This window comes from Bradyrhizobium sp. GCM10028915, assembly GCF_042666195.1.
GTDB lineage: Bacteria > Pseudomonadota > Alphaproteobacteria > Rhizobiales > Xanthobacteraceae > Bradyrhizobium > Bradyrhizobium canariense_D.
This window is the reverse complement of record NZ_JBHTFN010000044.1, coordinates 470,852-495,907: the sequence shown is the minus strand read 5'-3', so window position 1 is coordinate 495,907 and position 25,056 is coordinate 470,852. Positions and strand designations below refer to the sequence as shown.

Annotated in this window: 18 protein-coding genes; 14 read left to right on the top strand and 4 right to left on the bottom strand. The window is 61.2% G+C overall.

What is annotated here, in order from left to right:
* Positions 1-397: 397 nt before the first annotated feature.
* Together ACFQX9_RS22535 and ACFQX9_RS22530 are read right to left on the bottom strand one after the other, a co-directional pair.
* Positions 398-5,302, bottom strand: a complete 4,905-nt coding sequence (locus ACFQX9_RS22535; RefSeq protein WP_377791050.1) for an AAA domain-containing protein — start codon at positions 5,300-5,302, stop codon at positions 398-400.
* A gap of 264 nt (positions 5,303-5,566) precedes the next feature.
* Positions 5,567-5,824 carry a hypothetical protein gene (locus ACFQX9_RS22530; protein WP_377790564.1) on the bottom strand — a complete coding sequence of 86 codons (258 nt, stop codon included), beginning with the start codon at positions 5,822-5,824 and terminating at the stop codon, positions 5,567-5,569.
* 227 nt (positions 5,825-6,051) lie between these two features.
* Between ACFQX9_RS22530 and ACFQX9_RS22525 the strand changes: the two genes are divergently transcribed.
* The 13 genes from ACFQX9_RS22525 (at position 6,052) to ACFQX9_RS22465 (ending at position 22,923) form a co-directional block, all read left to right on the top strand.
* Positions 6,052-6,717, top strand: a complete 666-nt coding sequence (locus ACFQX9_RS22525; RefSeq protein ID WP_377790562.1) for a hypothetical protein — start codon at positions 6,052-6,054, stop codon at positions 6,715-6,717.
* Complete coding sequence (locus tag ACFQX9_RS22520; protein ID WP_377790561.1) at positions 6,714-7,220, top strand: hypothetical protein; 507 nt, start codon at positions 6,714-6,716, stop codon at positions 7,218-7,220. Before ACFQX9_RS22525 ends, ACFQX9_RS22520 begins: the two co-directional genes overlap by 4 nt.
* 164 nt (positions 7,221-7,384) lie before the next feature.
* Positions 7,385-7,888, top strand: coding sequence for a hypothetical protein (locus ACFQX9_RS22515; RefSeq protein WP_377790559.1), 504 nt, complete (start codon positions 7,385-7,387; stop codon positions 7,886-7,888).
* Positions 7,885-9,819: an AAA family ATPase gene (locus ACFQX9_RS22510; RefSeq protein ID WP_377790557.1), complete on the top strand. Its 1,935-nt coding sequence runs from the start codon at positions 7,885-7,887 to the stop codon at positions 9,817-9,819. Before ACFQX9_RS22515 ends, ACFQX9_RS22510 begins: the two co-directional genes overlap by 4 nt.
* Positions 9,820-9,869: 50 nt before the next feature.
* The gene (locus ACFQX9_RS22505) at positions 9,870-10,538 is read left to right on the top strand and encodes a hypothetical protein (protein WP_377790554.1); all 669 of its coding nucleotides are present in this window, start codon (positions 9,870-9,872) and stop codon (positions 10,536-10,538) included.
* Positions 10,539-10,997: 459 nt separating this feature from the next.
* Positions 10,998-11,825 carry a TnsA endonuclease N-terminal domain-containing protein gene (locus ACFQX9_RS22500; protein WP_377790552.1) on the top strand — a complete coding sequence of 276 codons (828 nt, stop codon included), beginning with the start codon at positions 10,998-11,000 and terminating at the stop codon, positions 11,823-11,825.
* Positions 11,822-13,993: a Mu transposase C-terminal domain-containing protein gene (locus ACFQX9_RS22495; protein WP_377790550.1), complete on the top strand. Its 2,172-nt coding sequence runs from the start codon at positions 11,822-11,824 to the stop codon at positions 13,991-13,993. Before ACFQX9_RS22500 ends, ACFQX9_RS22495 begins: the two co-directional genes overlap by 4 nt.
* A gap of 14 nt (positions 13,994-14,007) precedes the next feature.
* Positions 14,008-14,271: a Mu transposase C-terminal domain-containing protein gene (locus ACFQX9_RS22490; protein ID WP_377790548.1), complete on the top strand. Its 264-nt coding sequence runs from the start codon at positions 14,008-14,010 to the stop codon at positions 14,269-14,271.
* Complete coding sequence (locus ACFQX9_RS22485) at positions 14,271-15,380, top strand: TniB family NTP-binding protein (RefSeq protein WP_377790546.1); 1,110 nt, start codon at positions 14,271-14,273, stop codon at positions 15,378-15,380. Before ACFQX9_RS22490 ends, ACFQX9_RS22485 begins: the two co-directional genes overlap by 1 nt.
* A 2-nt stretch (positions 15,381-15,382) precedes the next feature.
* Positions 15,383-16,939 (top strand): TniQ family protein, encoded by a 1,557-nt coding sequence (locus ACFQX9_RS22480; protein WP_377790544.1) that lies wholly within the window; start codon positions 15,383-15,385, stop codon positions 16,937-16,939.
* Positions 16,940-17,519: 580 nt separating this feature from the next.
* Complete coding sequence (locus tag ACFQX9_RS22475; protein WP_377790541.1) at positions 17,520-20,345, top strand: hypothetical protein; 2,826 nt, start codon at positions 17,520-17,522, stop codon at positions 20,343-20,345.
* Between the two features lie 2 nt (positions 20,346-20,347).
* Positions 20,348-21,406 carry a ComEC/Rec2 family competence protein gene (locus ACFQX9_RS22470; protein ID WP_377790539.1) on the top strand — a complete coding sequence of 353 codons (1,059 nt, stop codon included), beginning with the start codon at positions 20,348-20,350 and terminating at the stop codon, positions 21,404-21,406.
* A 362-nt stretch (positions 21,407-21,768) separates the two neighbouring features.
* Positions 21,769-22,923 (top strand): patatin-like phospholipase family protein, encoded by a 1,155-nt coding sequence (locus ACFQX9_RS22465; protein WP_377790537.1) that lies wholly within the window; start codon positions 21,769-21,771, stop codon positions 22,921-22,923.
* Between the two features lie 511 nt (positions 22,924-23,434).
* Here ACFQX9_RS22465 and ACFQX9_RS22460 read toward each other — a convergent pair.
* Together ACFQX9_RS22460 and ACFQX9_RS22455 are read right to left on the bottom strand one after the other, a co-directional pair.
* The gene (locus ACFQX9_RS22460) at positions 23,435-23,614 is read right to left on the bottom strand and encodes a hypothetical protein (protein ID WP_377790535.1); all 180 of its coding nucleotides are present in this window, start codon (positions 23,612-23,614) and stop codon (positions 23,435-23,437) included.
* Positions 23,615-23,632: 18 nt separating this feature from the next.
* The gene (locus tag ACFQX9_RS22455; RefSeq protein ID WP_377790533.1) at positions 23,633-24,019 is read right to left on the bottom strand and encodes a hypothetical protein; all 387 of its coding nucleotides are present in this window, start codon (positions 24,017-24,019) and stop codon (positions 23,633-23,635) included.
* Between the two features lie 179 nt (positions 24,020-24,198).
* On the opposite strand from ACFQX9_RS22455, the gene ACFQX9_RS22450 reads away from it, so the two are divergent.
* On the top strand, positions 24,199-24,981 hold the full coding sequence (locus ACFQX9_RS22450; RefSeq protein WP_377790531.1) for an NYN domain-containing protein: 783 nt from the start codon (positions 24,199-24,201) through the stop codon (positions 24,979-24,981).
* Positions 24,982-25,056 lie beyond the last annotated feature (75 nt).

The window sequence follows — 25,056 nt, the reverse complement described above, 5'->3', positions numbered from 1 at the left end:
GCGCGAAGGGAATCGGCGTCAAGCACCGGTCAGGCCAGGATTCGAGGGGGTTGGTCGGGAGGTGGATGGATCAGACCATGACCGACTACGTTTCTGCGACCAGCCGCCTGGTACCGCTCGCATGCCGCAGCGGGAGGGCGGCGGCATGGGTAGGGCCCGCGTGCACCGCCTGCAGAACGCACGTCGCAACCAAGGGCCAGTCCTTGCAGCCGTTTTTTCTGCTCGTCGGGACAACAGGCCAAGTCGGCCGATATCGACACGTCCAAACGGGCTTGCGCAGCGACCACCGGCGCCGAGAAGGCGCCAACGTCAAGCCGGCGGTCACCAAGACCGCGAGCGCGCGGAACCTAGCCGGTGGCGACTTCCACTCTGGTAGATTTTAAGCGTACGTGGTCCATCAGTGCAAGCTGACCCGCTCCCGGGCGGTCCGTACGATGAGAATCCGCCGGCTGCGCCCCTCGGCCTCGACCTCTAATTCGTCCTCCTCGTCGGATCCGAGTAGTTGCTTTCCGAAGGGCGTTTCCGCCCCCACAAGGCCATTGACCGGATCGTGGCGGTCGCGGCTCAATACGAAGCTCGTCGTCTTGTTGTCGTCGAGGAACCGGACAACGATGCTGTCGCCGACCTTGATGCCGTTGTCGGCATTGCCGCGCAGTGTCGGATCTGGTGCGTCGGTCCCGCCGGTAGTTCCCACAGGCCGCGGTTCGGCAACGCGAAGCTCGGTGTACCTCTCCGGCCGGGTGTCTTCCGTCGTCGGCTGTATCCCGTTGGCATCGAGCACGGTGAAAAGCTCCGCCATGCAGCCGTCGGGGTCGATCGTGAAGCTCGATGCCCAGCAACGCCAGAACCGCCACCCGACGCGTTCGAGCACGCGCTGCCTCGCCATGTCGTCCGCCCAGCGCTCAGGCCCATGATACTGGTCGCCGTCGCATTCGACCGCGAGGCGCCGGTCGCCGGCGCCCTCCACCACCAGGTCGATTCTGTAACCCATCGCGCCGACCTGGGGCGTGACGCGGTATCCGCGGTCCAGCAGCCTGCGAAGGACGGCGCGCTCGAAATCGGAATCGCACAGCGAGGACGGATCGCCTTCCGGACGCTTGCGGCCCTTCATCGGATCGCGGAAATGGCGCAGCACCTTTGCCTTGAGATCGTCGGGCTTGAGCTCCTCCTCGCGGACGGACCGCACCAGGTACATGCGGTCACGGGCGCGCGACATCGCGACGTTGAAGCGCTGCTCGAAATGGAGCGCGGTTTGCGCCTGCTTGCTCGCCGGGTCGGCCACCATGGAGAGGAAGATGACGTCCCGCTCGTTGCCCTGGAAAGTCGCGCTATCGCCGCACGCGATCCGGTGCCTCAGCACCATCTCCTCGCCAAGCGCCTCGAGAAGCATGCGATTGATTAGGGCGGCCTGCTTCGAGCCGATGAGCGAGATGGCACCGATGCTGCGCCAGCGCTCGCCGTCGCCGACCCTCGACAGCAAAGGATTTCCGACGATCCGCACTACCTCGTCGACGATGACCTCCGCCTCACGGCGGTTGATCTTGTCGCCGGTCCTCCTGCCGTCCGGCACGTAGATGTCGACCAGCGGCGGATCAATCCGCTCATGGGCAGTCGGTATGCGCAGGGGGACCAGCGCCTCCGTATAGAACTGCGTTGAAAAGCGGATGATGGGCTCGACGCAGCGGAAATGCTCGCGCAGCATGACGAACTTGTCCGGAAACATCACCTTCGCGAGATCGTAGAGGGAGGCGCCCGGAAGCAGGAGCGTCTTGAACGGCTGATTAGTCAGGAACGTGCGTTCGAGGCGGTCGATCTTCGCATTGTCGATGAAGGCGGCCGTCGGGCTGACCTGCTTGTCGTCCCCGACGACGAGGATCTTGCGGCCGCGCAGCAGGGCAGTTACCTCCTTAATGTCGGATTGCGAGGCTTCGTCCATGATGACGAGGTCGAACGTGCCGAGTTCGCCGGGAAGCTGCTCGGCGACGCGCCACGACGGCATGATCCAACAGGGTATGCCGTCGTAGCAGGCGGCCATCGCCTTGCGGGCGTCGCGCCGGTGCCGCAGCGCGCCCTTCCCCGTTCCCTTGCCGATCCTACGAAGCGCGGTGGCGAACATCATCAGCGCCGCGCGGACGGGTCCTGTCATCGAATTGGCCAGCGCGTAGAACGTGCGCTCGCGAACCACCTGCTCGAAGCCCTTTGCAACGGACGCATCCAGCGTCGCCCGCTCCCTAGCCAGCGCGGCTACGTGGTCACGCTGGTCCAGATCGGCAAGATACCGCTGCGCCGCCGCCCAATCCCAAGCTTCCCGCCAGCCGGATGGCGTCTGCGCGTCGACACCGTCGACAACCGCCAAGCTCCGCATCCGGTCGGCCCACTCCGGCGCGCCGGCGGCCGCCACGTCGTCGGCTCCCGAACGAAGGACATCGAAATGAGGCTGGTGCCGGGCGAGGTCGTCGATGGCCTCCAGCAGCCGCGACCAGGTCTCCTCGATCCTGGCCTCGTCGAGATCGCTCCTTCCGACCGCGCTCGTGAGGAATGCTTTCGCGAGGGCGCCAATCTTGCCTGCGGCCGGACCGAACAGGGCCGACAGGCGGTTTACTTCCTCGCGGGCAGCGGCGAGACGGACGGCAGAAGCAGCATTGCGCAGCAACGTGCGCATCGCGCGCATTCGCTGTTCGTCGGGCCACAGTTGCTGCGTCTCGCCGACCGCCACGACCCGCATGGCGGTCCTGAAATCGCCGTGTATTTTCGGCGCGGCTATCATGATGTCGTTCAGCGCCACGGTGAGTTCGGAAAGCTGCCGTAGGCTGGCGATGCCAGCCGCGTCCGCCCCGAGTTCGGGCGCCAGACCCCGCCAGCGAAGCTGCGCATCGAGAAATCTGCCGCGCCAAGACAGGTAGTCGCGAACGTGCGTCCATTCCGAATCGCTGGCAGGTGCGCGCGACAGGATGCGGATGGCATCGATCGCGGGCTTCAAGGCCTTTTGCTTGAACGCGAACACGCCGAAGACCCTCTCGCCGGCGGCGAGCCGCGAGATGGCCTCGAAGATCTCCGGCGAGGAGACGGCCTCCTCCGGCACGGCTACAGGAGTCTCGAGAAATTTCCTGTGTTCCGCGAGCACGCCCGCCGCTTCCGAGAGAAAGGATCTCAGTGCCGCGTCGAAGGGAGCATCGCGAACCGAGTGAAGCGCCACGCACAAGGGGCGCAGGAACGGATATGCGTCGAGATGACGGCAGGCGTCGAGCAGCATGTCCAGGCCGTCGGCAGCGCGATCCGCCTGGTCCAGCGCCTCGGCCGAGTTGATGCGGAGCGCGACGGACGGATCGTTCTTCGCCTGCGCACGGTACTCGTCGGCGCGCAGGATATCCGCGTGGAGATGCGCGAGCGCGCGTCCGCCGGGCAGGTCGGCGCTCGACGGCAGCCGACTCTGCAAGTGCTCAATCCGTGCACCCAGCGCCACACGGGCGCTTCGGATCCGAGCGATATCGTCGTCGGATACCCCGACCTGCGCGGAGAATTCCGCGGGCCTGTCCGTGAACCAGTCGTACGTGCCGGTCGCCGCGACGACCGCCGCCGCGAGTTCGGCGGGCCGGATCTTCTGACCCGGTACGGCCGACAATTGCTGAGCCGCGAGCGTTCCGATCTCGGCATCGATGGCGCGGATGCGGCCGCGCATGCCGATGATCGACGCTTCGAGATCGGCAATCAGGCGCAACTGCTCGTTCGGACGCAGGCTTTCAACGATGGACTGGAGGAGACGAACGGCGCCTTCGAGCTGCTTGTACCCCTCCTTCTCGGAAGTTGTGATGCTGATGGCGAGATCGCGGACCTGCTCCGGAAGCTGATCGCGCAGCACCGCGAGAGCGGCTTCACCGTGGGAGACCACGAGAACACGGCGGCCCTGGGCGAGAAAATGACAAATGATGTTGGAGATCGTGTGGGTCTTGCCGGTACCCGGCGGGCCCTGCACCACTACTCCGTCGTTCACCTCGAGGCGGCGGACGATCTCGACCTGCTCGTCGTTGAACGGTTTAGGGAAGAACAGATCGCCGAGAGGCGTCGGGTCGGCATCCGGCGGCCCCGCGCCGCCGGCAGCTGCGCCCATGGCGTCTGATAGCGGCTTCCAGCGCGCGCCAGCGGCACGCGCTGGTCCCATCACCAACGTGCGTGATGGTCCGGGGAGGTCTTCCGGAGCCCGTTCGACGGAGGCCTTGAGGCTCGCCAGGTCCTGCAGCAAAAAGTTGTCGGATCGCCGGCGCGCGAAGAAGACCCACCGGTCCGATACGACGAGATGCTGCGAAGCCGCCGGCGGGGCCGCATCCGGAGCGGTCTGCTGGGTGTCCGGCAAATAGGTCCCTTCGGGATCTAGCCTGGTCTGGCAGGACCGCAGCACGGGCTCGAAGGTATCGCGATTGAACGGGCCGACCCCCATGTCCTCGTCAACGATGGCGATCGCCCTTCGGGCGGCGTCCTGCGCCACGGGTACGCCGTCGATCTTCAATTCGTCGTAGGGCCGAAGATTCACGGTGGCTGGGGCCTGCCGGGGGCGGATCCGGATGGTGCCGGCGGCCCTTTCGTCGATCTCGATCTCGACGAGGCGTTCGATGAGCGGAAGGTCGATGACCGCGCCGTCCTTCACCCAGCGCGACAGGCCTATGCCCCACACGAGTTCGAACGTCTGTTCGGCGCCTCCTAGCTCCGACAGTTGGACGACCTCGAAAAGCTTCTGGTAGAGCGCTATGGAACGGCGCCGGGGTCGCTCGGCGATCGACCACGGCAGCCATGATAGGGTGACGTATTGTTCGGCTTCCGCGGCGATGCCGGGCTTATCTTCCAGACGGAGACGGACGTCGAATTGTCCCTTTGCGTCGGGGGCCAGTGATTCCGCGCAATCCTCGGCGCGGGCTTGCCCGGTAGCGACGAGTTCGTCGCATTCGGGCTTAGCGACGGTCAGCAGTATGTGGTCGCGTGGATACGGAGTGCTGTCGGGATCCGGGGTGAGTTCGAGCCAAGGCGCGAGGGTCTCGGAGGGCGGCGGCGGATCGTTTCGCTTCAGCCGTTCGGCGCACAGCCAGACCGCTCCGTCTTCGTCGACCAGATCGTGCGTGATTCCGGGGAGCGAATGAAGTTCATGCTGATGGAAGATGAAGGATTGGCCGTTTGCCAGCCGGTGTTCGGACAGCCTAAAAGCCGGACGCTCGTCGAGCCTGATGACCTGGCCGACGTAGTCCAGCAATTCCAATAGCCGTTCCGCAGGCACGTGGTCCGTACGGCCCGAACGCGCGGCATCCCCCTTCACCGAATCCAAGCTAACGCCTCCCCGATCGGTGGCATCCTATCCAAATTGACCGGGCTGTACCCGGAATTTTCGCGAATGGCGGGGACTTTGGGCGTTGCCCGAAGAATGCGGCCGCCGATCCAGCAAGCTCTTCTGGGGTCGGGTTCTTGGTCCGGGCGTCGAGAGCGACACTCAGGCGGAAAGCAGAATCGCATCGAATTGGAAGCTAGTCTAAACGGCAGTGCGCTTTGGGTAGGTCGGCCGTCCGGGTCCGCAGCGTCCGCTCTACTCACCACGCGAGATCTTCGCTGTGCCTTCCCTAATCTCGGCCTGGTGGCTCTTCAACCACTCTATGATGGCTTCTTCCGCGAGCTCATATGACGGCTTCCCCTTCGCGAGCGCTGCGAGCTTGAGTTGCCGGATTACGCTCGGGAGCATGTAGATCAAGAGTTGGCTCCTCTTGTCCTTTCGCACTCGCGCCTTGGACACCTTCTTCTTCGGCTCGCGCACGACATGCTCCCCTTGGGTCAGATAGCTGACCATCTAGGTCCTTTTAGCATCGGGTCGAGTCCGGCGGAAGTGCTGACTTTCGGAAAACCCCAAGATATCCACATCCCAAGAAAGCGCGCTCGGTCCAAGCCGTAGCCAGTCGGCAATCCATCTAGATAGCTAACTATCTTGACTCTAGCGAAGGTCCCTGCTCTCTTTGGGCCCGCGGACCGGATAGAGGCCTGGCGATCTACCTTTTCCGGTGAAGTCGGAGACAATTCGTGTCGCAGACAAAAGCCGGTTCTCGTCGCTACCCATCGATCGATCTGCTTTCGGCCAGCGGCCGAGCACTGCTCGGTTCCGGAAATGAATCGAACTGTCGGAGGCTTGCGGTCCAGTTGACGTTGGATCCGGCGGTCCGCTCGTTGAGGTTTGTCGCCACCCTGCCCCTCGCGGGCGAGCAAATCGAGGTCGGCATGCTGGTTGCTGAGCACGACGACGGGTGCGTCGCATATGACATCGTAGACGAGCGCGTTGATCGTGACATCGATAGCGAGGGACTGTTGCTGATCGCGCTTGATCAGCACGACATCATCTTACGCGCAGTGGACACCTTTTCGATCTGTGCGCAGCCGCTCGCCCATCACTGCGAGCGCATTTGGGAACATCGCGGGCTCGAGATCGACCATCACCTGGGCTTGAGGATTGAACGTGCGCTTGAGAGGGATCGCCTCAGCGTTCGCGAACTGGGCCATGCCGTTGGAGAACGGAACATCACGCCGATCGTCAGCAATCTGATCTGCAAACGCGTTCTCTGCACCGACCTCGCGACCTTTCCCGATCGCGACGCCTGGGTGGCTCGTCGCTCCGATCGCTTGGTCGAAAACTCATCGCCGAGCTGCAAGACGGCGAAATCGACAAGATCGAAACTCGGAGCCCCGAAATGACCTGGCAAGAGAAACTTATCCGAAGGCATCCAACTCTTTTCGTGCGGTCATTCCGTGGGGTGGCGTTTGCGCCGGGATATCCGCGCTGCGCCCCGGGTTGGCATCATGTCGTCACGCGCTTGGTCGAACGAGTGGCCGATGCGGCGAACGACGGCACTGTCTATTTCACCCACATGGTCTGCGAGAACGGCGTGTTGCGCACGCATTGGAATAGCAGGTCCGAAATTCCCCAACGACAGGCTCTCAAGATCGACGAAGCGATCGGCCTCGCCGAGGCTCGCTCCGCAAGCGCGTGCGTCGATTGCGGTGCCGAGGGGCGATTGTTCGCTACCGACTTCGTACTCGGACCGCTCTGCAAGCTCCACCAGCGCGGCACGCCCGTTCCGATCGCCGCGGGTCGCGATGTCTTCCTACGGCGGGGCGTCGTGAGAGAGCGCCCAGTTCTCGTCCGATCCCGATACGACTGGGACACGGATGCCTTCCTGGATGTCCGACCTCGGTAGATCCAAAGGCGAACGCGTCTCATGGATGATCGTGCATGCGCCGACGGGAGAGTGCAAAGAAAGGGCAAAAGATGGGTATAGGGAGGAGCGAACGACTGTGCCGGGTGGGCCAGTTCGTATCGGTGAAATGCGGAGGATCAGTCGTCCCGCTGCGGCATCCCGTCATGACGGACGCCCTGGTGCAAGCTGCGCTCGACCCGGCGATCCGATCGATCGAGTATCTGCCGACCGTTCCTACCGTGCCTTCTACATGCGATGTCGATGTTATCGTCATCGAACGCGACGACGGTCGATATCATTTGGATATTGTCGAAGCTAGGCCGAGCCGTTCAATAGCTCAGCGTCTTATGGTTGCGCAGGCTTTGGTCGACCTGGGCTTTCGTGCATTGGTTCGGACGGAATCCGACGTCCTGCGCGAGCCTCGCTGTACCAATGCCAGGACGGTTTTCGAGCATGCCAATCGGGCAGTGGACGTCGGGCTGCGCTTGCAGATTCTCGGCGCGCTGACCGATGAGGGCGCAATGACGCTCGGCGATCTCTTGAAACGCCTGAGGAGCGACCGCGATCCGACGACGGCGGTGCTGGCTTTGGCGTGCGCCGATCTCGTCGAATTGGACCTGATCTCGGCGGCGCTGGGACCACGAACCATGACTAGGCTGCGCGAGTGAGCTTTCGGGACCTGCGCCCTGCCGAGGAAGTCGAAATTCCGGAGATTCTCGAAATGCCTACCCGCGACAAGCGGTCTCCAACCGATACGATCGTCCAAGTGGCGTTCGAGCAGGCCATGAAGCCGGCGCTGCGCCGCTCGCTTTCCGGCCAGACTGGGTTAGCGGTCGTCGTGATCGTTCCCACCGCCGCATGGATCGTCCCTTCCGAGCGTTTCTGGAAGCGCACCTTTGGTGATCGCTGGCACGTCGTCGCCAGAGACGGCGCGAATCGTTCGGAACACAAGAGCACCGTGGGGAACTCCAACGTGTCCGGCGTGCTCGCGGACGGACGCTCGGTAGTCGGCATCGCCACATCGACCGACATTCTTCCCTCCACGCTGAGCGCGAGCGCGGATCATACGATGACGTTGTCTGCCCCGATAGGCGATACGCTGCGGCAGGTCCTCGAAACGCACTTCGGTCGTGCCATCACCATTCAGGCTCCGGCGCTGATCGGTTCCGGATTGGACATCCACGATCTGGCCGCCGCCTTTCGTCCTCGATCGACGTCGCGCCAAATCTTCTCCCGTCTAGAGCGAGCCACTAAGCGGAGGATCGGCTCCGACGGCGACGATCGATTGCCGTCGCTCTATTCCGCCGTTGAATACGGTGCAGCACGCCAATTCTTCTTGGATCTCGCTACCGATCTGAAAGACCGTGTTCCTTTCAGTCAATTAAGCCGTTCAGTCGTGCTGTTCGGCGAAACCGGAACGGGCAAGACGACCCTCGCAAAACTGGTGGCGAAGCACATGAATCGTCCGCTCCTCGCTTATTCGATCGCGGATCTCTTCGCCCGGTCGGATGGTGCGCTTGGCGGGGTGGTACAGGCGACGAATGCCATGTTCGATATGGTATCTACTCAAAGTTGCGTTTTTCTACTGGATGAACTTGACGCGCTACCGGACCGCGCCACAATTTCAAGTAGAGGACGTGACTGGTGGTTGCCCGTTTTGACCAACTTCATGCTCAGGTTAGACGTTGCTTTTTCGCGCGGCGGCAGCGGTCGTGGCGAGGAGACAATTTTCATCGCCTGCACAAATTATCTCGATCGCATCGACTCGGCGCTCTTGCGCCCGGGCCGCTATGAAAAGGCCATCGAGGTCCGGCGTCCTGATCTCGCCGGCACGATCAACATTCTCTCCCACTATCTGCCGGAGATCGAAAGCGGCGAGCGTGCCGAGCTCGGACGGCTGCTCGAGGGATCGACGGGCGCCGAACTGATGATGGTCACGCGCGACGCGAGACGGATCGCGCGACGCGAGGATCGGTCGCTCCGAGCGGATGACGTGCGTGCGGTCGCCCTGCCCGACGAGGCCATTCCACCGGCGCGCTTGCGTCGAATCTGCGTGCATGAGGCCGGGCACGCGGTCGGCATCCTGGTCCTGCGTTGCGCCACCCTACGCGGCATCGTCGTCCGGACGCAGGATGGTGCGGCGGGACAGACGACATCGGTCCAGGATGACGGCGATCTTCCGACAAGACACGACTTCGAAGCTCGCGTCGTCGCCACCTTGTGCGGCCGGGCCGCCGAGCGTTTGTTGGTGGGAGACGTTTGCGTCGGCAGCGGTCTCGATGAACAAGGCGACATGGCGATCGCCACGCGAATGATCGCAACACTTCATGCGACGGGCTTGGGAAACAAGCTCGCCTTCACGTCGGATCAAAACCACGTACTCGAGGCCGTTTCGCGGGACAAGTCGCTGCGCCGGCGCGTCGAAGCCGATCTCGTCCGCCTGGAGAAGCAAGCCGCCCGGCTGGTCCGGCGTAATCGAGACGCCATCGTGGCCGTCGCAGACGCCCTCGCCGAGAAGCGGCACCTGACCGGCGAGGCGATCCGAGCCTTGTTCGAGAAGACCAGTCGTTCGCGAGCGAAATCACGGTCGGAGAACTGATGGGACCGAAGCTCGGAGTTGTTGCGCTCTGATACATGGAAGGAGCCGTCATGGCACATTCGAACGAATCGCGAGAACTTTTCACCTCGGCTAAGACTCAGAGTCCGATCCCTATCGAGGGCAGTGTTTTCCGCGATGCCCTGATCCGGGCTTCTCTCGATCCCGCTGTACGCTCGATCGAGAAGATGTCGGGATCAGTCTTGGTACGCAACCTGGCTGTCGTACTACGCGATGACGGCCGCTTCGCGTACGGCCTCGACGGCGACGCTCGATTGATGACGTCCTTCTCGCCACTTGCCTTCGAAGAGTCGCGGCTTCGGCCATTGACCCTTACGATGCAAGAACTCTATTGCGAGCCTGCCATCTCGAACCACCGGCTGATCTGGTCACATAAGGCGCGACGCGTCTCCAATGGTATTCGAACGCAAATTCTCGAGCTTTTGGCGGGTTGCGGCCATGTGCCTCTAGGAGAACTGGTGTCGACCCTCCGGATTCAGCGCAGATCCGAAACCTCGTTGCTCTCCATGGCTTGCGCCGATTTGATCGAGATCGGTGAGCTTGCCGTCAAGCCTCTTGGACCGGACAGCATCGTTAGGCGCCGTTCGGCGTCGGGCACCAATACCAAAGTATTCACGGTGGCGCCCGTTGCTCTTCGAACTGCGTGGCTCTCAGGTGGTGAGAGGTTTTCCACACACAATCTTATGATCAAGCCGCGGTGAAGGGGCTGAGCGTCGATGCGCCGTCAACAGATTTTGCAAATCAAATGGAATCTTGATCGCGACACCCGAGACTGCTCGGTCAACTTGAGACGCCAAGCCACGCGCGCCGACGATCGATCAGTTCAATTACCGCGGCCTCGCAACGCATTTTGGAGGAGACCGAAGCTCGCTTTGCAACGTTCCTCGCGAAAAAATCAAGAGCATTATTTCGTAAGTGATTCAGCTGACTCAGCTTTTCGACTTTCCGCTGGTCAAGAGCCGGACAGCGAGTCAGCCTCCGTCAGAACGCAAGGAGACGAAATGACCGATCCCCCGATTTGAAAGGACGGGACCTGATCACCAGTCAGGCCCCGTCCCGATCGTAGCGTTCTGGACAGAGTAAATCCGACCAACAACACCCGGATTCTCTCCCAAGAAATCGAAATTAGCAAGCGGCGTTCGCACGCCGGCTGAGAACGCATGTCTTTGGACGGCGAAGGAGAGAAATTGTCCACTCGGTATCCAGGTGGCCGCACTGCGTCGCACCGCGCCGCAAAACCAGCGCGTCGTCGTCCGGGACGTGGCGCTAAGGTTAGCCGCTGGAAGCAGAAGACCCATCGCCTCATCAAGGGCGCCGAGGCGCGAAAAATCCGGACCGGCCGTCACGATCACTACGTCGGCGACGTGCCCATGACGCGCCTGAACGGCAAGCTGGTGAGCGGTGACAGTCTTCTCGAAATCGATGCTCTCTTCTTGCTCGACTACGACGGAGGCTTCGAGGACGTCGTCGCGCAGCCGTTCACAATCGAGATCGAAGTACGCGGCCGTCTTCGTCGTTGGACGCCCGACTTCCTCATCGTCAGGAAGGATAGCCAGGACGAACTGGTCGAGGTCAAGATCCTTTCGTGGTTGTATCATTCGGATCCGACCAAAGCTGCGCTCGCGCGGGCGCGCTTGGACGCGCTCCGATCGGCGTGCTCCCGGCGCGGCTTCTCGTTCATGCTGCTCACCGAGGACGAGATCCGGGTCGAACCGCGCCTCTACAACGCCCATATCGCTCACCGCCATAACGGCCCGCTCGTCTCGCCCTCCTCCGTCGTCATCGGTCTTTCCGCTCTGGCCGCAGCGCCGGCCACTCTGACGATCAAGGAGTTCGCTCACTTGATCGCTCCCCTGCATCCGATCTTCGGCCTCGGGCTTGCCGTGCGGCTGGAGCGCCTCGGTCACATTCGGATCGATCGGCGCACCCGTTATTCGCTGGACTCTACCATCACCAAGGTGACGGAACCCCACGGGGCTCGCGAATGAACGTCAGGTTTATTCAGGGCGGTCTGGTTCGCCTCTTCGGGCGTCGGTATCTCGTTGTCGGATACGTCGACGGATATTGGCACTTCACGCCCGACGATCCTCAGGACGAGACCGCCCGCCCGGTGAAATATACCGCGCAGGCGGTTCGTGGCTTGGCCCGGCAAATGAAGATCACGTCGGAAGGCGTGTACTTGGCGCTCACCGAGAACGTCCGGGAGGCGCTGACCCGCGACTTCGGCTCCTTCACTGCCGTGGAGGTCGAAAGCGCTTACAAGAAGTACCCGTTCGTGAAGGAGATCGACGACCTCCAAATTCTGTTTCGCGACAGGCTCAAGGTACTCGATGAATTGATCGCCAGGGTCAATTCGGATCCTAGGACGAAAGACCCGTTCCCCAAGGACGAGCTCCCGACCAGGCGACAGGTCATCGGCTGGTTCGTGCGCTGGATCTCGGCCGGACGCGACATTCGCGCGCTGGTCGACTTCCACAGCAAGAAGGGCAACAAGAACGAGCGGTTGGAGGAGTGGGAGCGCCAGGAGATCGACCGCGCCATCGACGAAATTTACAATGCCGAGATACGCGGCTCGGAGAAGGCCGCATGGCGACGAGCTCGCGATCTCATTCTTCTTAAGGCCGAACGAGATGGTCTGACGACCTCGGCTGCGAAGAACGGCGCCAAAGAGGTCTTGGGCAAGAACGCTATCGCGCGCGTGCTTTCGCGACGCGAGAAATATCCGCTGATCGTCAATCGCTTCACCAAACGGAGGGCCGACAACGAGATCCGCAATCTAGGCATCGGGCCACCCGGCGACTACTCGAGTTCGGACTGGGAGGTCGACCACACGCCGGTCGACTTGATCATCCGCGACGATCGAACGGGCCGTCTGTTCGGTAAGCCGTATCTAACTGCGATCATCGATCGCTACAGCCGCATCATCGTCGGCTACGAAATTGGATTCGCTCCGCCAAGTTGGGTGAGCGTCATGGCTGCGCTGAGGGTAGCGGTGATGCCGAAGGAGAGCTTCCTCGAGTCGCTGGGCGGCGGCTTCCAGTTTAGCTGGGATGTCTACGGCCCATGTATTCGGTTGTGGTGCGACAACGGTCGCGAATTCCGATCGGAGTCCATGAAGGCGACCTGCGCCGTTCTCAACATCTCGCCGCGGGACCTTCCGCGAGCGCGAGGCGATCTGAAAGGCAAGATCGAGTCGTGGTTCCGGACGCAGACCAAGCAGCTTACGCACCTTCTACCGGGCACCACACGCTCGAATGTGCTGGACCGCGGAGACTACGACTCCGAGGGCAATGCCATCCTGCCGTTGTCGGCTTTCAAGGTGATCGTCGCGATCTGGATCATCGACGTCTACAACCAAGTCAAGCATTCCGCAACGGGCGAGCCGCCGGCCGTAAGATATCTCCGGGGACTGGAGATCGGCGGACAGCCTCTCGCTCCTTCCGAAGAGCTCATCGCGCCCATGACTGGGCTGGTCGTCAGACGGTCGCTGAGCCGTGCGGGCGTCCGCTATAACAGACTCCGCTGGAACTCGAACGCCTTCACGGCCCTGCTCAACCGGATCGGACCCGGCTCGAACGTGATGGTGCGTATAGATCCATTGGATCTGAAGAAGGCCTACGTACTCGACGAGGACACCCACGATTGGATCGACGGCGACCTTCTGAGCGAGACCGACGTCGAGAAGCTCACGCTCGCGCAATATGAGCACATCAAGAAGGAGCTCGGCGACCTCGACGTCTACGACGAGGAGCGCGGTCTCAAGATCGCCAAGGCATTTCAGAGGGTCTTGGATGTCGTCGAGGCTCACGCACCGAAGGAGAAGATAGTGGCCAAAAGAGACGCCCGCTTCGTCAGCGAAGGGCGCAAGCCCGCAGAACACGTTCATCAATCCCGTCACGATCCCGACGAAAGCGAACGTCCGCTGAGCGGGCATCATGTCGCCGATGCCGGCCCCAAATCCGACCCGCCCGACGCCCGCGGTCCCTATCGCGAGCGAGTTCTCCCGAATCCTTTCTTCGAACCGCAGTTCGCTCCGGAGCGCCGGGAAGCGCCCGGCTCACCGACGACGACGCCGAATGGGGGGACGGAATCGCTCGTTCCAACAGGCCCTCTTTCCGGGCGGCAGCGCCCTACAATCCATAAGGCAGACATATGACCAAAAGCAAACACGTGACGATCGAACGTCGGCTGCGATGCGACGGTATCGAGGTCCATGGCATTCGGTATCAGTCGCCGATCCTGCAGCGGCTGCGCGAGCAGTTTGGGTCGGCGTCGGTTCGGGTGCAACCGGATCCTGAAGACGTCAGGTACGTCAGCGTATGGCACCCTTCTCGCTCCGTCTGGATCAAGGTGCCGCTCGCGGAGTTCGAGCGGTTGGCCACGCAAGGCGAGATCGACGAATTGGCTTTCGGACTTTATCGGCGGAAACGCTGATGAGCACCGAACAAGACTTTCCGTGGGAAGCCAAGTCCGGCTCCGTTCGACGACAGCATATCGGTCAATTTATCGCCTTCACGCCGGGGCTAACGGGCGCCATATCGCTCATAGATGACCTGTGGGATTCCTGGCGCGAAGCGCCTGAGGGCGAAATCTCCTTCATCCAAGGAGAGACTCGCGCAGGAAAAACGACCGCGCTGGACGAGTTCATCATCGACAAGCATGCCAAGATCAACGAAGCCTATGAGGGCCGCGAGGGCTTCGAGGTCCAACCGCTCGGGGACGATCCGGCTTTTTGGGCCATCGAGATTAAGACGCCGAACGGCTGGCTGCGGCCCATCGTGAAGGTGCAGGTACCCAAAAAGCCGAAGTACAAAGCTGTATTCGCGGGCGTACTCTCGACGATGGGCGTAAAGAGGGTCCCCGAGAGGATGAACACCCAGGACCGGCTCACCCTACTGACTACGCAACTGCGCGAGCAACAGACGCGCATCATGGCGTTCGACGAGTGCCACCACATTTCTGAATACAAGGATCCGGACGGCACGTACGATGCTGGCGACGTGTTCAAGATCGTGGCGAAGTGCGGCCGCGCCGGCGTGATCTGCTGCGGTCTGCCGCACATGATGGAGTTGGTTGACGCAAATCAACAGGTCCAGGAGTGCGAGAGAGGCCGCTACACCGTCGGTCCCTTCGCGCTCGACCTGTCACCCGGGTCGGACTTGAAGGCATTCATGTCCGCCTTGAATCTGCGGCTTCCATTCGATCAGCCGTCCTGCCTCGACGAGGATGATGTGGTGCTCCGGATCGCGCTGCTGCGAAACGGCTTTACCGGGCGCATCGCCAAATTCGTTCATCAGGTCACGGCGTACGCGATCTCGATTGGAGCGAGCCACGTGGATGTGCCGACGCTGACGTCATTCCTCCGCGTCAAGAAAGGCATCGCCGACGACGCGAACATCTTCCTCATGAATCGTGACGCCGCAGCGAATTATCCTGCGATCGTGGAGAAAGCTCGCAGGGAACGTATTGTTCAGGCCGAAAATCGCCGGGCCAAGCAGGCGGCTCAGAAGCGCGTCAAGACCGCGTTTGGCGCGAGGATGTAGATGTGAAGTCTATTGGCAAATCCTACTCGCCCCTTCCCAGGTGGGTGACGCCGGCCCCCTTTGAGCCGCCGCACGGCTGCCTTCTGCGACTTGCTGAGTGCAACGGTCTTGCCGGAATTCAAGAGATCCGTCAGTTCACGGGCCTGAGTGTCGGCAATATCAAAACCGGCAAAGATCTCGAGCAGCTCGCGGCTGTACTGCATTGCGACATCGAAGAACTCATGGCCAATGCAACGATCCACAAGAACAATGCGCGCGCCGTCGTCGGCGGCCACGTGCTGCGCCCTGGTGCGGACCTCACGCCCTTGTCCGTGCGGCGCGTCTGCCCGACCTGCCTGATTGAGTCCAGTTACCATCGGGTCTGGTGGGATTGGTCATTCGTGTCCACCTGCCCGTTCCACTCCTGCATGCTCGTCGATCGGTGCAGCTGCGGAAATCGCCTCTCTTGGGCGGATGGCTCGGTGGCCAAATGCCGCGAGTGCACGGATGGCGACGTGCGAAGCCTGACGACGGAACCGGCACATCCGAGAATGACCGCGCCCGACCAGTGGGCGATCGATCGTTACGTTGCTGCAAACCAGGTTCGCGCAGAATTGCTCGACGACGTTCCGCTCGGATATGCGGCCGAGTTGGTGAGGCGCATCGGCGCACTCGACCTTTGCGGCTACCGACTGAGCTGGCCGCAATTGACCAGTTCCGAGGACAATCGCAATGCGCGCATCAGAGGATTCGAACTCGTCGCTTCCAACACCGTAGAGACTGCCCTCGAGAATGCCTACGCTGGATATCTGCAATCCACTGGGGACCCGTCGCCGTCGCTCGGCCGAATGTACGGCTGGTTTTATCCCTGGTTCTTGGGCAACGGTGGCGCGCGACTTTTCCACCGTGTCGGCGAGATACTCTTCAGACACGCCGGGACCAAAATCCAAGTCACGCGGCGCGCTTTTTCGAGTTTAACGAGAGCTGGTGCTGGTTCGGTTCTCTCCGCCTCGCGCCGGACGATTAGCCTTTCCGAGGCAGCGTTCATGGCCAAAGTCAGGCACGGCACGATGCGTAAGTTGCTCCTAATGGAAGGGTTGATCCGCCCCGAGAAGCGTAAGGGGGTGCCGGTGATGGTGGATCCCTCGGTCGCGGAACGCATCGCACGCGATATAGCTGACGCTTTTTCGCTTACCGATCTGGAAGCACATCTCGGCATCCGCCGTAAGGCCTTGCTAAAGATCGTCCGACACAACGTTATCCCGTTCTGGGTCAAAGGCGGCATTATTGGCCAACACGGCTACTTGTTTCGCCGCGCCGAGACCATGAAGTGGCTGGAAGACCTGTTAACGGGAGCGCCGACGATCCAAATCGCACCGGCTGGCGCCGTTAGCCTGGCGGATGCCCCCTACGACTGCCGAATCCCCGTCATCACGTTGTTTGACGCGATCGTCCGTCGGGAAATCCCGGTGCGCGGCATCCTCAGTGGAGATCGCAATCTCCGAACAGCTTTCGTGGATATCAAAGACGTGGTCGGCTACAAGAGCAGACTTCGCGCGACTAGATCCACCAATTATTAGCGCCCGCGCCCCTGAAGTCTCCGCGCGGCGCCTTCGCTTCGTTCGGCACTGCAACGCCGCTTCATGGAATCGCATCCCTCAGCACCCCGCTTTGCCGAGCGCGGTCGGCCGCGTCCGCACCACTCTGCGCGACATCGCCGCGCTCGGTGCGAAAGGTTTGCGGTATCAGGTTATTCAAGCCGGGCTCTCCGCCAGTGTCTCGCTTGCGGCGTTCATCGTTGGTTTCGTACCGCCGCTCGCCACTACGGCGTTGAGCATTTGGATCTTCGGCTCCGGATTCATGGTCGTCGGCTTCCTGGCGCAGGTTGCAACCGTGGCCTCGCATGCAGCCGCCGGCGCCGCTTGCAGGTCGCGCGCGGGACCGACGTGCCCGGCCGGATCCGGGCGATGGGCCGTCACTCCACGACCGAGGCCTAAGCATGTCAAAAATTCGCCCACCAGACCAAATCCCGTGATAATTGTATGGTCGGACGTAACACCTATAAAGTGATACATCATGCCCCCTCGCGAGATCGGAGATTGGGCTGGCGCACTGCCAATGCCGGAGCGGGCGCTGGCGGTCGCCGCTCTCGGCGTTGCCGTGAGCGCGTTCGGCGGAACCGAGCCCGATCTCGACAACCCGGAGCAAATAGCGAAGGCGTTCGACGCGGAGATGAACAAGCGGGCCGTCTGGCAACCCTCGAGACGGCTCCACTGGTGGCTATCCCCGAGCGCTCATTGGGAGGGCCTGAAGCGGCGACTTTCACCGAAGATCGCTGCAGAAGCCTGGAAGAGCTTTGTCAAGGCGCACGGGCTTGTCGAGCTTCAGGCCGGCTTCGCCTACCCTGAGAAGGATGCCTTCTCGGAGTTAGTCCCATGGCTGGCCGAACTGCTGTGGACTCCGGAAGCCAGGATCGAATCGATCTTCTTCGAAATCCGGGGAGAGGAATCACGCCACGCCTGGCACTGGCCACTGCGCCTCGGATTTCTGCCGGATGCTTCCTCGCAGGAACTCATGACGGCCTTTACCACGAGACATGACGCGTGGTCTGGCCGACTTACCCGCCCCGTCGATGTGGCTGCGACCGGCCAGGGCTGCGACATGTTGCTGTCTCCGCTTGATGCCGCCGAAACCAGGGCCATGGTCGAGCGACACAGGGTTCAAGCTACCACCATCGTGTTGCTGGACCGCAAGCCATTCGCCACTCCCGAGCATGCCCGCGACTTCCTCGAACTAAGAGCATCCGCGCGGGCGGCAACCATCGCGTCGATTTCCAACACGAAGAAAGACCAGACGATCGTCGATATCATCGAAGAGATCAGCCACGACGTGTCCTTCGATTGGGCGATCAGCCGCGCAGCGCGCAAGTGCGGCGGGATCCCCCTTATCGTGGCCGATGAGGAATTCATCCATCACAGCAAGATTACCGTGGTGGGCAATCTCTGGGCCGCAAGACTTGGCGCGCAAGGCGACCCCGGATCACTCGAAATGACCGGGCTAGGCATCGCCAATGAAATTAGGTCGATCAATCGCGGCATCTTCCACTCGGAACTCGGCGACGCGAGCCTCCTGGCCGAGAAGATCAATGAAGGACTAGCAGGATCGACCCCGCACCCGCGTTATATCGGGGCGACGCTGCAACCCGTCTTCGGGCGGACCGGCAGGGCCGAGGTCCGAACGAAGTTTGCCAATGCGTTCGTGCGCAACGAATGGCGCCTTCTTGCGGTAAACATCGCGCCGCGCGCCGGACCTCAGGATCTTCCAAGTTTTCCCGATGAACGGATCGATTGGTCGCAGGATCAGCAAACACTCTCCATCATCGTGACGGCGCCAAACTGCGACCTGCTATCGGCACCGTACTATTTTGTGCAAGATCTTCGCTATGGCCAGCCAATTGGCGAGATTTCCTATCTTGAGAGGATGTTCATATTCGACGAGCGCCCCCAAGAATCGGCATCCGCCGAGATCACCATTCACTCGGTCGGTTCGAGCAGCGATGCGTTGTTCTTCATCCGGCCACGCAATGCGGGTTCCATCAAAGCGCGCATTCTAGTCGTGCATGCCAATCGCGTTCTGCAAACCGCCATCCTCAATGCAGAAGTCCACAGCAGGAATTCCAGCGTTGAGTCGGGTGCGGCAGGTGCGGCCGATCAAGAGGCTGCCGAAACCGGGGCAATCATCCAGCTTGTACCAGAAGGAATGATCCGGTCGGAACTGCAGGACCTGGGCGATCGGCGGGTATTCGATCTGGCTATCCTGACCAACGACAGCCTCACCGGCGCGCCGCAAGGCACCTTGATCGCCGACGGTACGGTCTTTCTGCAGGATTTTGCGGAGATCAAGAAGATTGCCGACCGCGTCGGCGCGCGTCTGAAGGAGATGGTCGAGTCGCCAAAGGATTTTCGCGCCGCCGATTCGGAGGTAACAGCGGCTCTGTTGCGAAATCTCGCAAACGACGGAGTTCTGATCCGCCGACACCTGAGCGATGCGGGACTCAAGCCGATTCTCGCCCGCAATCCTGATCGGATTCAGGTGGTGGCTGCCAAGCCCGACGAAGCGCTTCCGGTCGACTTCATCTATGACGGCAAGGCCCCGGATCCCAAAACCGCGCAAGTATGCCCAAATCAGGCAAGGGCGCTGAACAGCGGCTCGTGCGAGGCTTGTCCAAATCGAGAGGTCAGCACGCACGTGTGCGCGATGCGTTTCTGGGGACTGACAAAGGTCATTGAACGACACATCTTTGGCAAGAGAAAGCCGGGTTCCGAAGGCAAGGATGAAATCACGGCGAGAGGTCCGTCACCGGACCGCGAACGGATCAAGCGCCCGTCCAGCCGACTCTTTGCAAGCAGCGAGCGCGCCGGCAATTTCGCCGGTGGGGCGGGTGCCCTGCGTGAACTCGTTCAACGCCTGGATCTGGCGACGAAACCGGCAGGCAAGGCTTTTGCAGCGATCAAGTGGGATCAATGGCGTGCTTTCGTGCAGCAAAACACGCCGTCGCTGTGTGTGCTGCTGCCGCACACCGATGTCGACAACGGAAACGACGTCATCGAGATCGGCAGCGGAGACCTGCTGACCAATGCGCAGATTGACGAGGATGTCGTCGGGACGAACCATCCGGTCGTCGTGATCCTGCTCGGGTGCGAGACGGCTAGGCCGGAATTGCGGCTTGCGAGTTTCGTGTCCAGCTTCCGACACGCCGGAGCGGATGTGGTGATCGGAACATTGACCCCGGTCCTGGGCCGCCACGCAGCGCCGATCGCCAGCGCGTTGATCGAGCAGCTCGATCAGCTTTGGTTCGGCGGCAGCAGGGTTACGACCATTGGCGATGCCCTCACGAATGTGAGGCGGGCGTTCCTTTCGAGGGGGCTTCCGATCGGCCTGACACTGGTCGCTTTCGGGGATGCCGATTGGCTATTGGGAGATTGAACATGTTCAGGCTCGCCATGCTGCCGGCGCGGCAGGGGGACTGTCTATGGTTCAGCTACGGATCGGAGCAGTCGCCGCACCATCTCGTGATCGATGGTGGACCCGAGCGCAGCCGCGTGCTGCTCTCGCGCGTCGAACAGATGCTGGCGGCAAGCCCCAATCGCAAGCTGCACATCGATCTGCTCGTCGTGACCCATGTCGACAATGACCATATCGGTGGCGTGCTCGAACTGCTGGAGAACCTTCCCACGGGACTGAGCTTCAGCGACATCTGGTTCAACGCCTACCGGCATTTGTTGCCGCCCGATCGGCTCGGTCCGGACCAGGGGGAGCGCCTAGCTGCCGTGCTCGACGCCCGGCGATTGCCATGGAACGAGGCATTCCACCGCCGAGCGGTGGTGATCCCGGACGAGGGCGCTTTGCCGCGCATTGTCCGCCAGGACGGTCTGGCGCTCACCTTGCTGGGACCGGATCGTTCGCAACTCGCGAAGCTGGCGAAAGTCTGGGAAGACGTTGTCGCCGAGGAGGAGCAGGCGACCGGCGAGCGTCAAGAGGGTGATTTGCTCGGACGCGGCGATCCGTGGCCGCCCGACCTGGCCGCGCTTGCTCAAAGGCGATTCCGGCCTGATGTCGGTGAGGCGAACGGCTCCAGCATCGCATTCCTGGTGGAATATCAGGGCAAGTGCATCCTCTGCGCTGCCGACGCATTTTCGGGCAGGCTGATCAACTCGCTCGACCGTTTGCCCCAACAAGAAGAGCGTATCTCGCTCGACGCATTCAAGTTGTCCCACCATGGCAGCGCCAAGAGCACCAGCAGCGAGCTTCTCGGCAAAGTCGCCTGCAACCAGTATTTGATTTCATCCAATGGTAGCTACTTCGGCCATCCGGACGCCGAAGCGATGGCGCGCGTGTTGTTGCACGGAGGCAAGAACCCGAAGCTTGTATTTAATTATAGAGCCGAGCATTCGGAGCGATGGGCCGACCGGAAGATCAGGAAGGCGCCAAGATACACAACACAGTATCCGGGTGTGGGCGAGCAAGGGATCTTGATCGAATTTTGAAGCGGCTGACGTGCGAGATTTTGAGCACCCGGAGCGGGCTCTCGGCCGCTCCTAATAGTGCCTGCCCGGCGGGGTCAGCGAAGGCGACGTGGCGGCTCAGCAGGCGGTCGGAGTTCTCGTCCGATCGCCGGTCCTACCCCGCCATGCGACGAGTTGCGCTCGAGCATGTAAACGCGAAAACCACTAGACGCGGAAATCCTATGTCCATGCTTTGCCTGGAAATTGAGTGGAAAGGACGGCAAATATTGTAAACGGATTGCGAAGCTCTTCATGCGGTTGCTCCTCCTATCAAGGTGAACCTTGCACGGTCAGCCTGTTTGCAAAATACTAGATGCGGGAGTGCGCAACCGGGAGTAACCCCAATGTCCTTGGATCAATTTCTCGACAGGCCGCCTGCACAGCCGGAGGACGGAATTGGGCTCGCGCTATCGGGCGGCGGCTACCGCGCGATGGTCTTCCACGTGGGGGCGTTGATCCGACTCAATGAGGTCGCTCTGCTGCGCAAGATCAAGCGAATTTCGAGCGTTTCCGGCGGATCCATCACAGCTGGCGTACTCGGAACGAGCTGGAACGAGCTCAAATTTACCAACGACGTTGCATCCAACTTCGAGATCGTCGTCGAACGCGTCAGGAAGATGGCTGACGTCACAGTCGACGCCGGCGCCATCATCGGCGGCATCTTGCTTCCAGGCTCGATCAGCGAGCGGGTGGCCAACGCTTATGACAAGACGCTCTTCAAAGGCGCCAGGCTTGAAGCGCTGCCCGATGACTCTCAACCGGGCAATCCCCGCTTCGTAATCAACGCCACTAACATACAAACGGCCGCGCTCTGGCGTTTCTCGCGCAATTACATGGGCGACTACCGCGTCGGGTTGGTCGAACAGCCGGACGTGTCGCTGGCGGTCGCAGTCGCAGCGTCGTCCGCCTTCCCACCGGTGCTTTCTCCTTCCGAGCTCGACATCGCGCAACCAGTCATCAATACGCCTGGCGCCGACCTGCACAAGGAGCCGTACATCGGGACCGCGGTGCTGAGCGACGGAGGCGTTTACGACAATCTCGGGCTGGAGACGATTGTGAAGCGCTATACCACGCTTCTTGTCAGCGATGCAGGGCAGAAGATCGCTCCGGAACCGGATCCCCACCGCGACTGGGCGAGGCATTCGCTGCGCGTGCTTGACACGGTTGACAACCAAGTCAGGAGCCTCCGCAAGCGCCACCTGATCGATTCCTATCACCGCAAAGATCACACCGGGACCTATTGGGGTATCCGCACTTCGTTCGCCGACTACCAGTTAGCCGATGATCCGCTGAAGTGCGCCACAAGAAACCCGGTCGCGCTCGCCGAGATTCCGACCCGGCTTGAAGCTATGCCTCGCAACGTCCAAGACCGCCTCATGAACTGGGGATACGCCATCTGCGATGCGGCCCTACGCGCTCACCTGGACGCGGCGCTGCAGACCAAGCTCGGCGTGAAGATAGGCTTACCGACGAATTTTCCCTTCGACGGGGGCTATTGAGCATAAACTTTCCGGCGCACCTCAGCATGCGTGTCTACAGGTGGATCTGCCCAAGAGGCAGGACCCCTTAGATTAGCCCAGCAGGTACAGTCCAGATCTCTCGATTTTCGTTCTGTTTATTCACAAACGTCTTTACGCGCCAGTGCGTATCTCCCGCATCCAAGACGCCTGGAGGAAGCCAAAAAGCTTGCCGCTTGGACCATCATACTCCCTCGCTACCGGCGAAGCCGGACGCGAGCCGCTCGAGACGTGACCGCCGATGATAACTAGAAGTGGAAACAGGGGTCGGCGCCGAAAGCGTAAATGCGGACGGCGCCGTCCAGCCAACGACGATATAATCATTCCTCCGATGAGCATTGGAATGGGCAGCGAGGGCGACCGTGGTGCTGAAGCATATCGCACAGCCGACGACAGGCGCGATGACGCTCGCGCGGGCCGGGCTCACGTTGCATTTCGCTGACCGATAACTTTTGCCAACCCGCGCGACGTCCCGAGGGAATCGCCCTCTGGATCACGGGAGATTCTCGAGTTTCGGCGATGGGCGCGGCCAGCCATCGCGCTTTCCTCGGAAGGGATCGATGACCCCTCTCTTGGCCGCTTTCTTCGCCTTCTTCGGCTCCTTCGCAGTCCCTTTCTTCGTTGCCTTCTTAGCCTTCACCGCCTTCTTAGTCTTCGTGGCCTTCTTCGCCATGACATTCTCCTGTCTTGCCTAAGGCGCTGGTTGGACCTGAACTTGCTTGCTTTTGAGCTGGTCGACCGCATAGACGGCCAAGGTCTCTGCAGGCGAACCGCCGCCCGTGACACGGTTGCCGAGAACGAGCGCGGTTTCGGCCGGCTTCCTCCCGGGGGCGGCTGCCTGTTTCAGGGCGACCACCGCGCGCGCCGGCGTGAACAGGAAGGACCGGAGACTGTTGAGATAAACGGTCGCGCTCGGCGGCAGGGCCAAGCCGACCGTCACTTCGTGCTGGTCCGTCCGACTTACTTCTCCCGTAAGACCCGCGTCGATCAGTTGAAACGCCGTACCTGTCGGTGTGAAGGTGATCTTGGGAGTAGCAGACGCGTCCAGCGTGGTTGTGAAGGTCAGTTTGTCTGCCATCGTAGGTGGCGCGCGGATTTGCCTCGAGCATCTACGAAGGGCGGCCAGAAGGCCGCCCTTTTTTCATTGTCGCCTTGCAACTTATGGTTTTCTATCGATAACTACTTCTGAACCTGGTTGAAATGAGCTTTGGGACACTTGGAGCCCGCGGAGGCGGCAGATCGAGGGATACAGCAGCCGTGACAAAATATGCATTTGTTGATGGTGGCTTTATCGACGCAATGGTGCGGAAGACATCCGAATATTTCGCGATCGACCTCAGTCGTAACAAAATCGATTACCGGGCAATCGCTGGCGGGCATCAAAGAACCTTTTACTACGATGCTTTGCCCGCCCAAAAGGACAATGAATCTGGCGAGGAATACGAACGACGAGTGAAACGCAAGCGAGAACAATTCGAGCTGGTTAATCGCACGCCTTTTATGCACGTTCGAGAGGGGCTGACGCGGGGACAAAACAAGACGCTGCGTCAAAAAGGCGTCGACATCTTACTCGCAATCGACGTTTTCAAACATGCAACGTCTGGCCACATGTCCGAAGCCCACATCATGACGAAGGACCTAGACTTCTTTCCACTTTTTGAAGCATTGCGGGACACCCCTGTAGCAGTGCATTTGCACTGCTATCCGGCCGAGACTTCCAGTGAATTAATGGCGTTGGCTGATGTCGTGGTGCCAGTCAATCCATTCAAGATATTGCAGTGGATGCACCACCAATCGAAGGATAGCTACGTCGAGTGGAACATCGCTTTGGGCGACGTGAATCCTCGGAAGCTATGCATGATCGGCAATTACGAAGGGCTAGACTTCTATATTTACCAGGACGACGACATGCCGTTCGTTGGTCGCGCCATGGCGTATAATCCTTCGAGCCTGATGCGCTCTAACCGATGGGAGCATATTGTCGATGCCTTTGAGGCCCGCGTCGGCAAGCGTGTCCACCTGGATCAATTGAACCGCTAACTGTAGCTCGCAGGATGGCTGGAGTGCAGCCCGTAGGATGGGTGGAGCGAAGCGATACCCATCGCCGCCAGATCG

What these genes read in the sequence shown, in the direction of transcription:
- ACFQX9_RS22465 (WP_377790537.1), top strand. Translation starts at nt 21,769, where the DNA reads ATGTCCTTGGATCAATTTCTCGACAGGCCGCCTGCACAGCCGGAGGAC.
- ACFQX9_RS22500 (WP_377790552.1), top strand. Translation starts at nt 10,998, where the DNA reads ATGTCTTTGGACGGCGAAGGAGAGAAATTGTCCACTCGGTATCCAGGT.
- ACFQX9_RS22515 (WP_377790559.1), top strand. Translation starts at nt 7,385, where the DNA reads ATGACGGACGCCCTGGTGCAAGCTGCGCTCGACCCGGCGATCCGATCG.
- ACFQX9_RS22530 (WP_377790564.1), bottom strand. Translation starts at nt 5,824, where the DNA reads ATGGTCAGCTATCTGACCCAAGGGGAGCATGTCGTGCGCGAGCCGAAG.
- ACFQX9_RS22485 (WP_377790546.1), top strand. Translation starts at nt 14,271, where the DNA reads ATGAGCACCGAACAAGACTTTCCGTGGGAAGCCAAGTCCGGCTCCGTT.
- ACFQX9_RS22470 (WP_377790539.1), top strand. Translation starts at nt 20,348, where the DNA reads ATGTTCAGGCTCGCCATGCTGCCGGCGCGGCAGGGGGACTGTCTATGG.
- ACFQX9_RS22455 (WP_377790533.1), bottom strand. Translation starts at nt 24,019, where the DNA reads ATGGCAGACAAACTGACCTTCACAACCACGCTGGACGCGTCTGCTACT.
- ACFQX9_RS22520 (WP_377790561.1), top strand. Translation starts at nt 6,714, where the DNA reads ATGACCTGGCAAGAGAAACTTATCCGAAGGCATCCAACTCTTTTCGTG.
- ACFQX9_RS22505 (WP_377790554.1), top strand. Translation starts at nt 9,870, where the DNA reads ATGGCACATTCGAACGAATCGCGAGAACTTTTCACCTCGGCTAAGACT.
- ACFQX9_RS22495 (WP_377790550.1), top strand. Translation starts at nt 11,822, where the DNA reads ATGAACGTCAGGTTTATTCAGGGCGGTCTGGTTCGCCTCTTCGGGCGT.
- ACFQX9_RS22460 (WP_377790535.1), bottom strand. Translation starts at nt 23,614, where the DNA reads ATGGCGAAGAAGGCCACGAAGACTAAGAAGGCGGTGAAGGCTAAGAAG.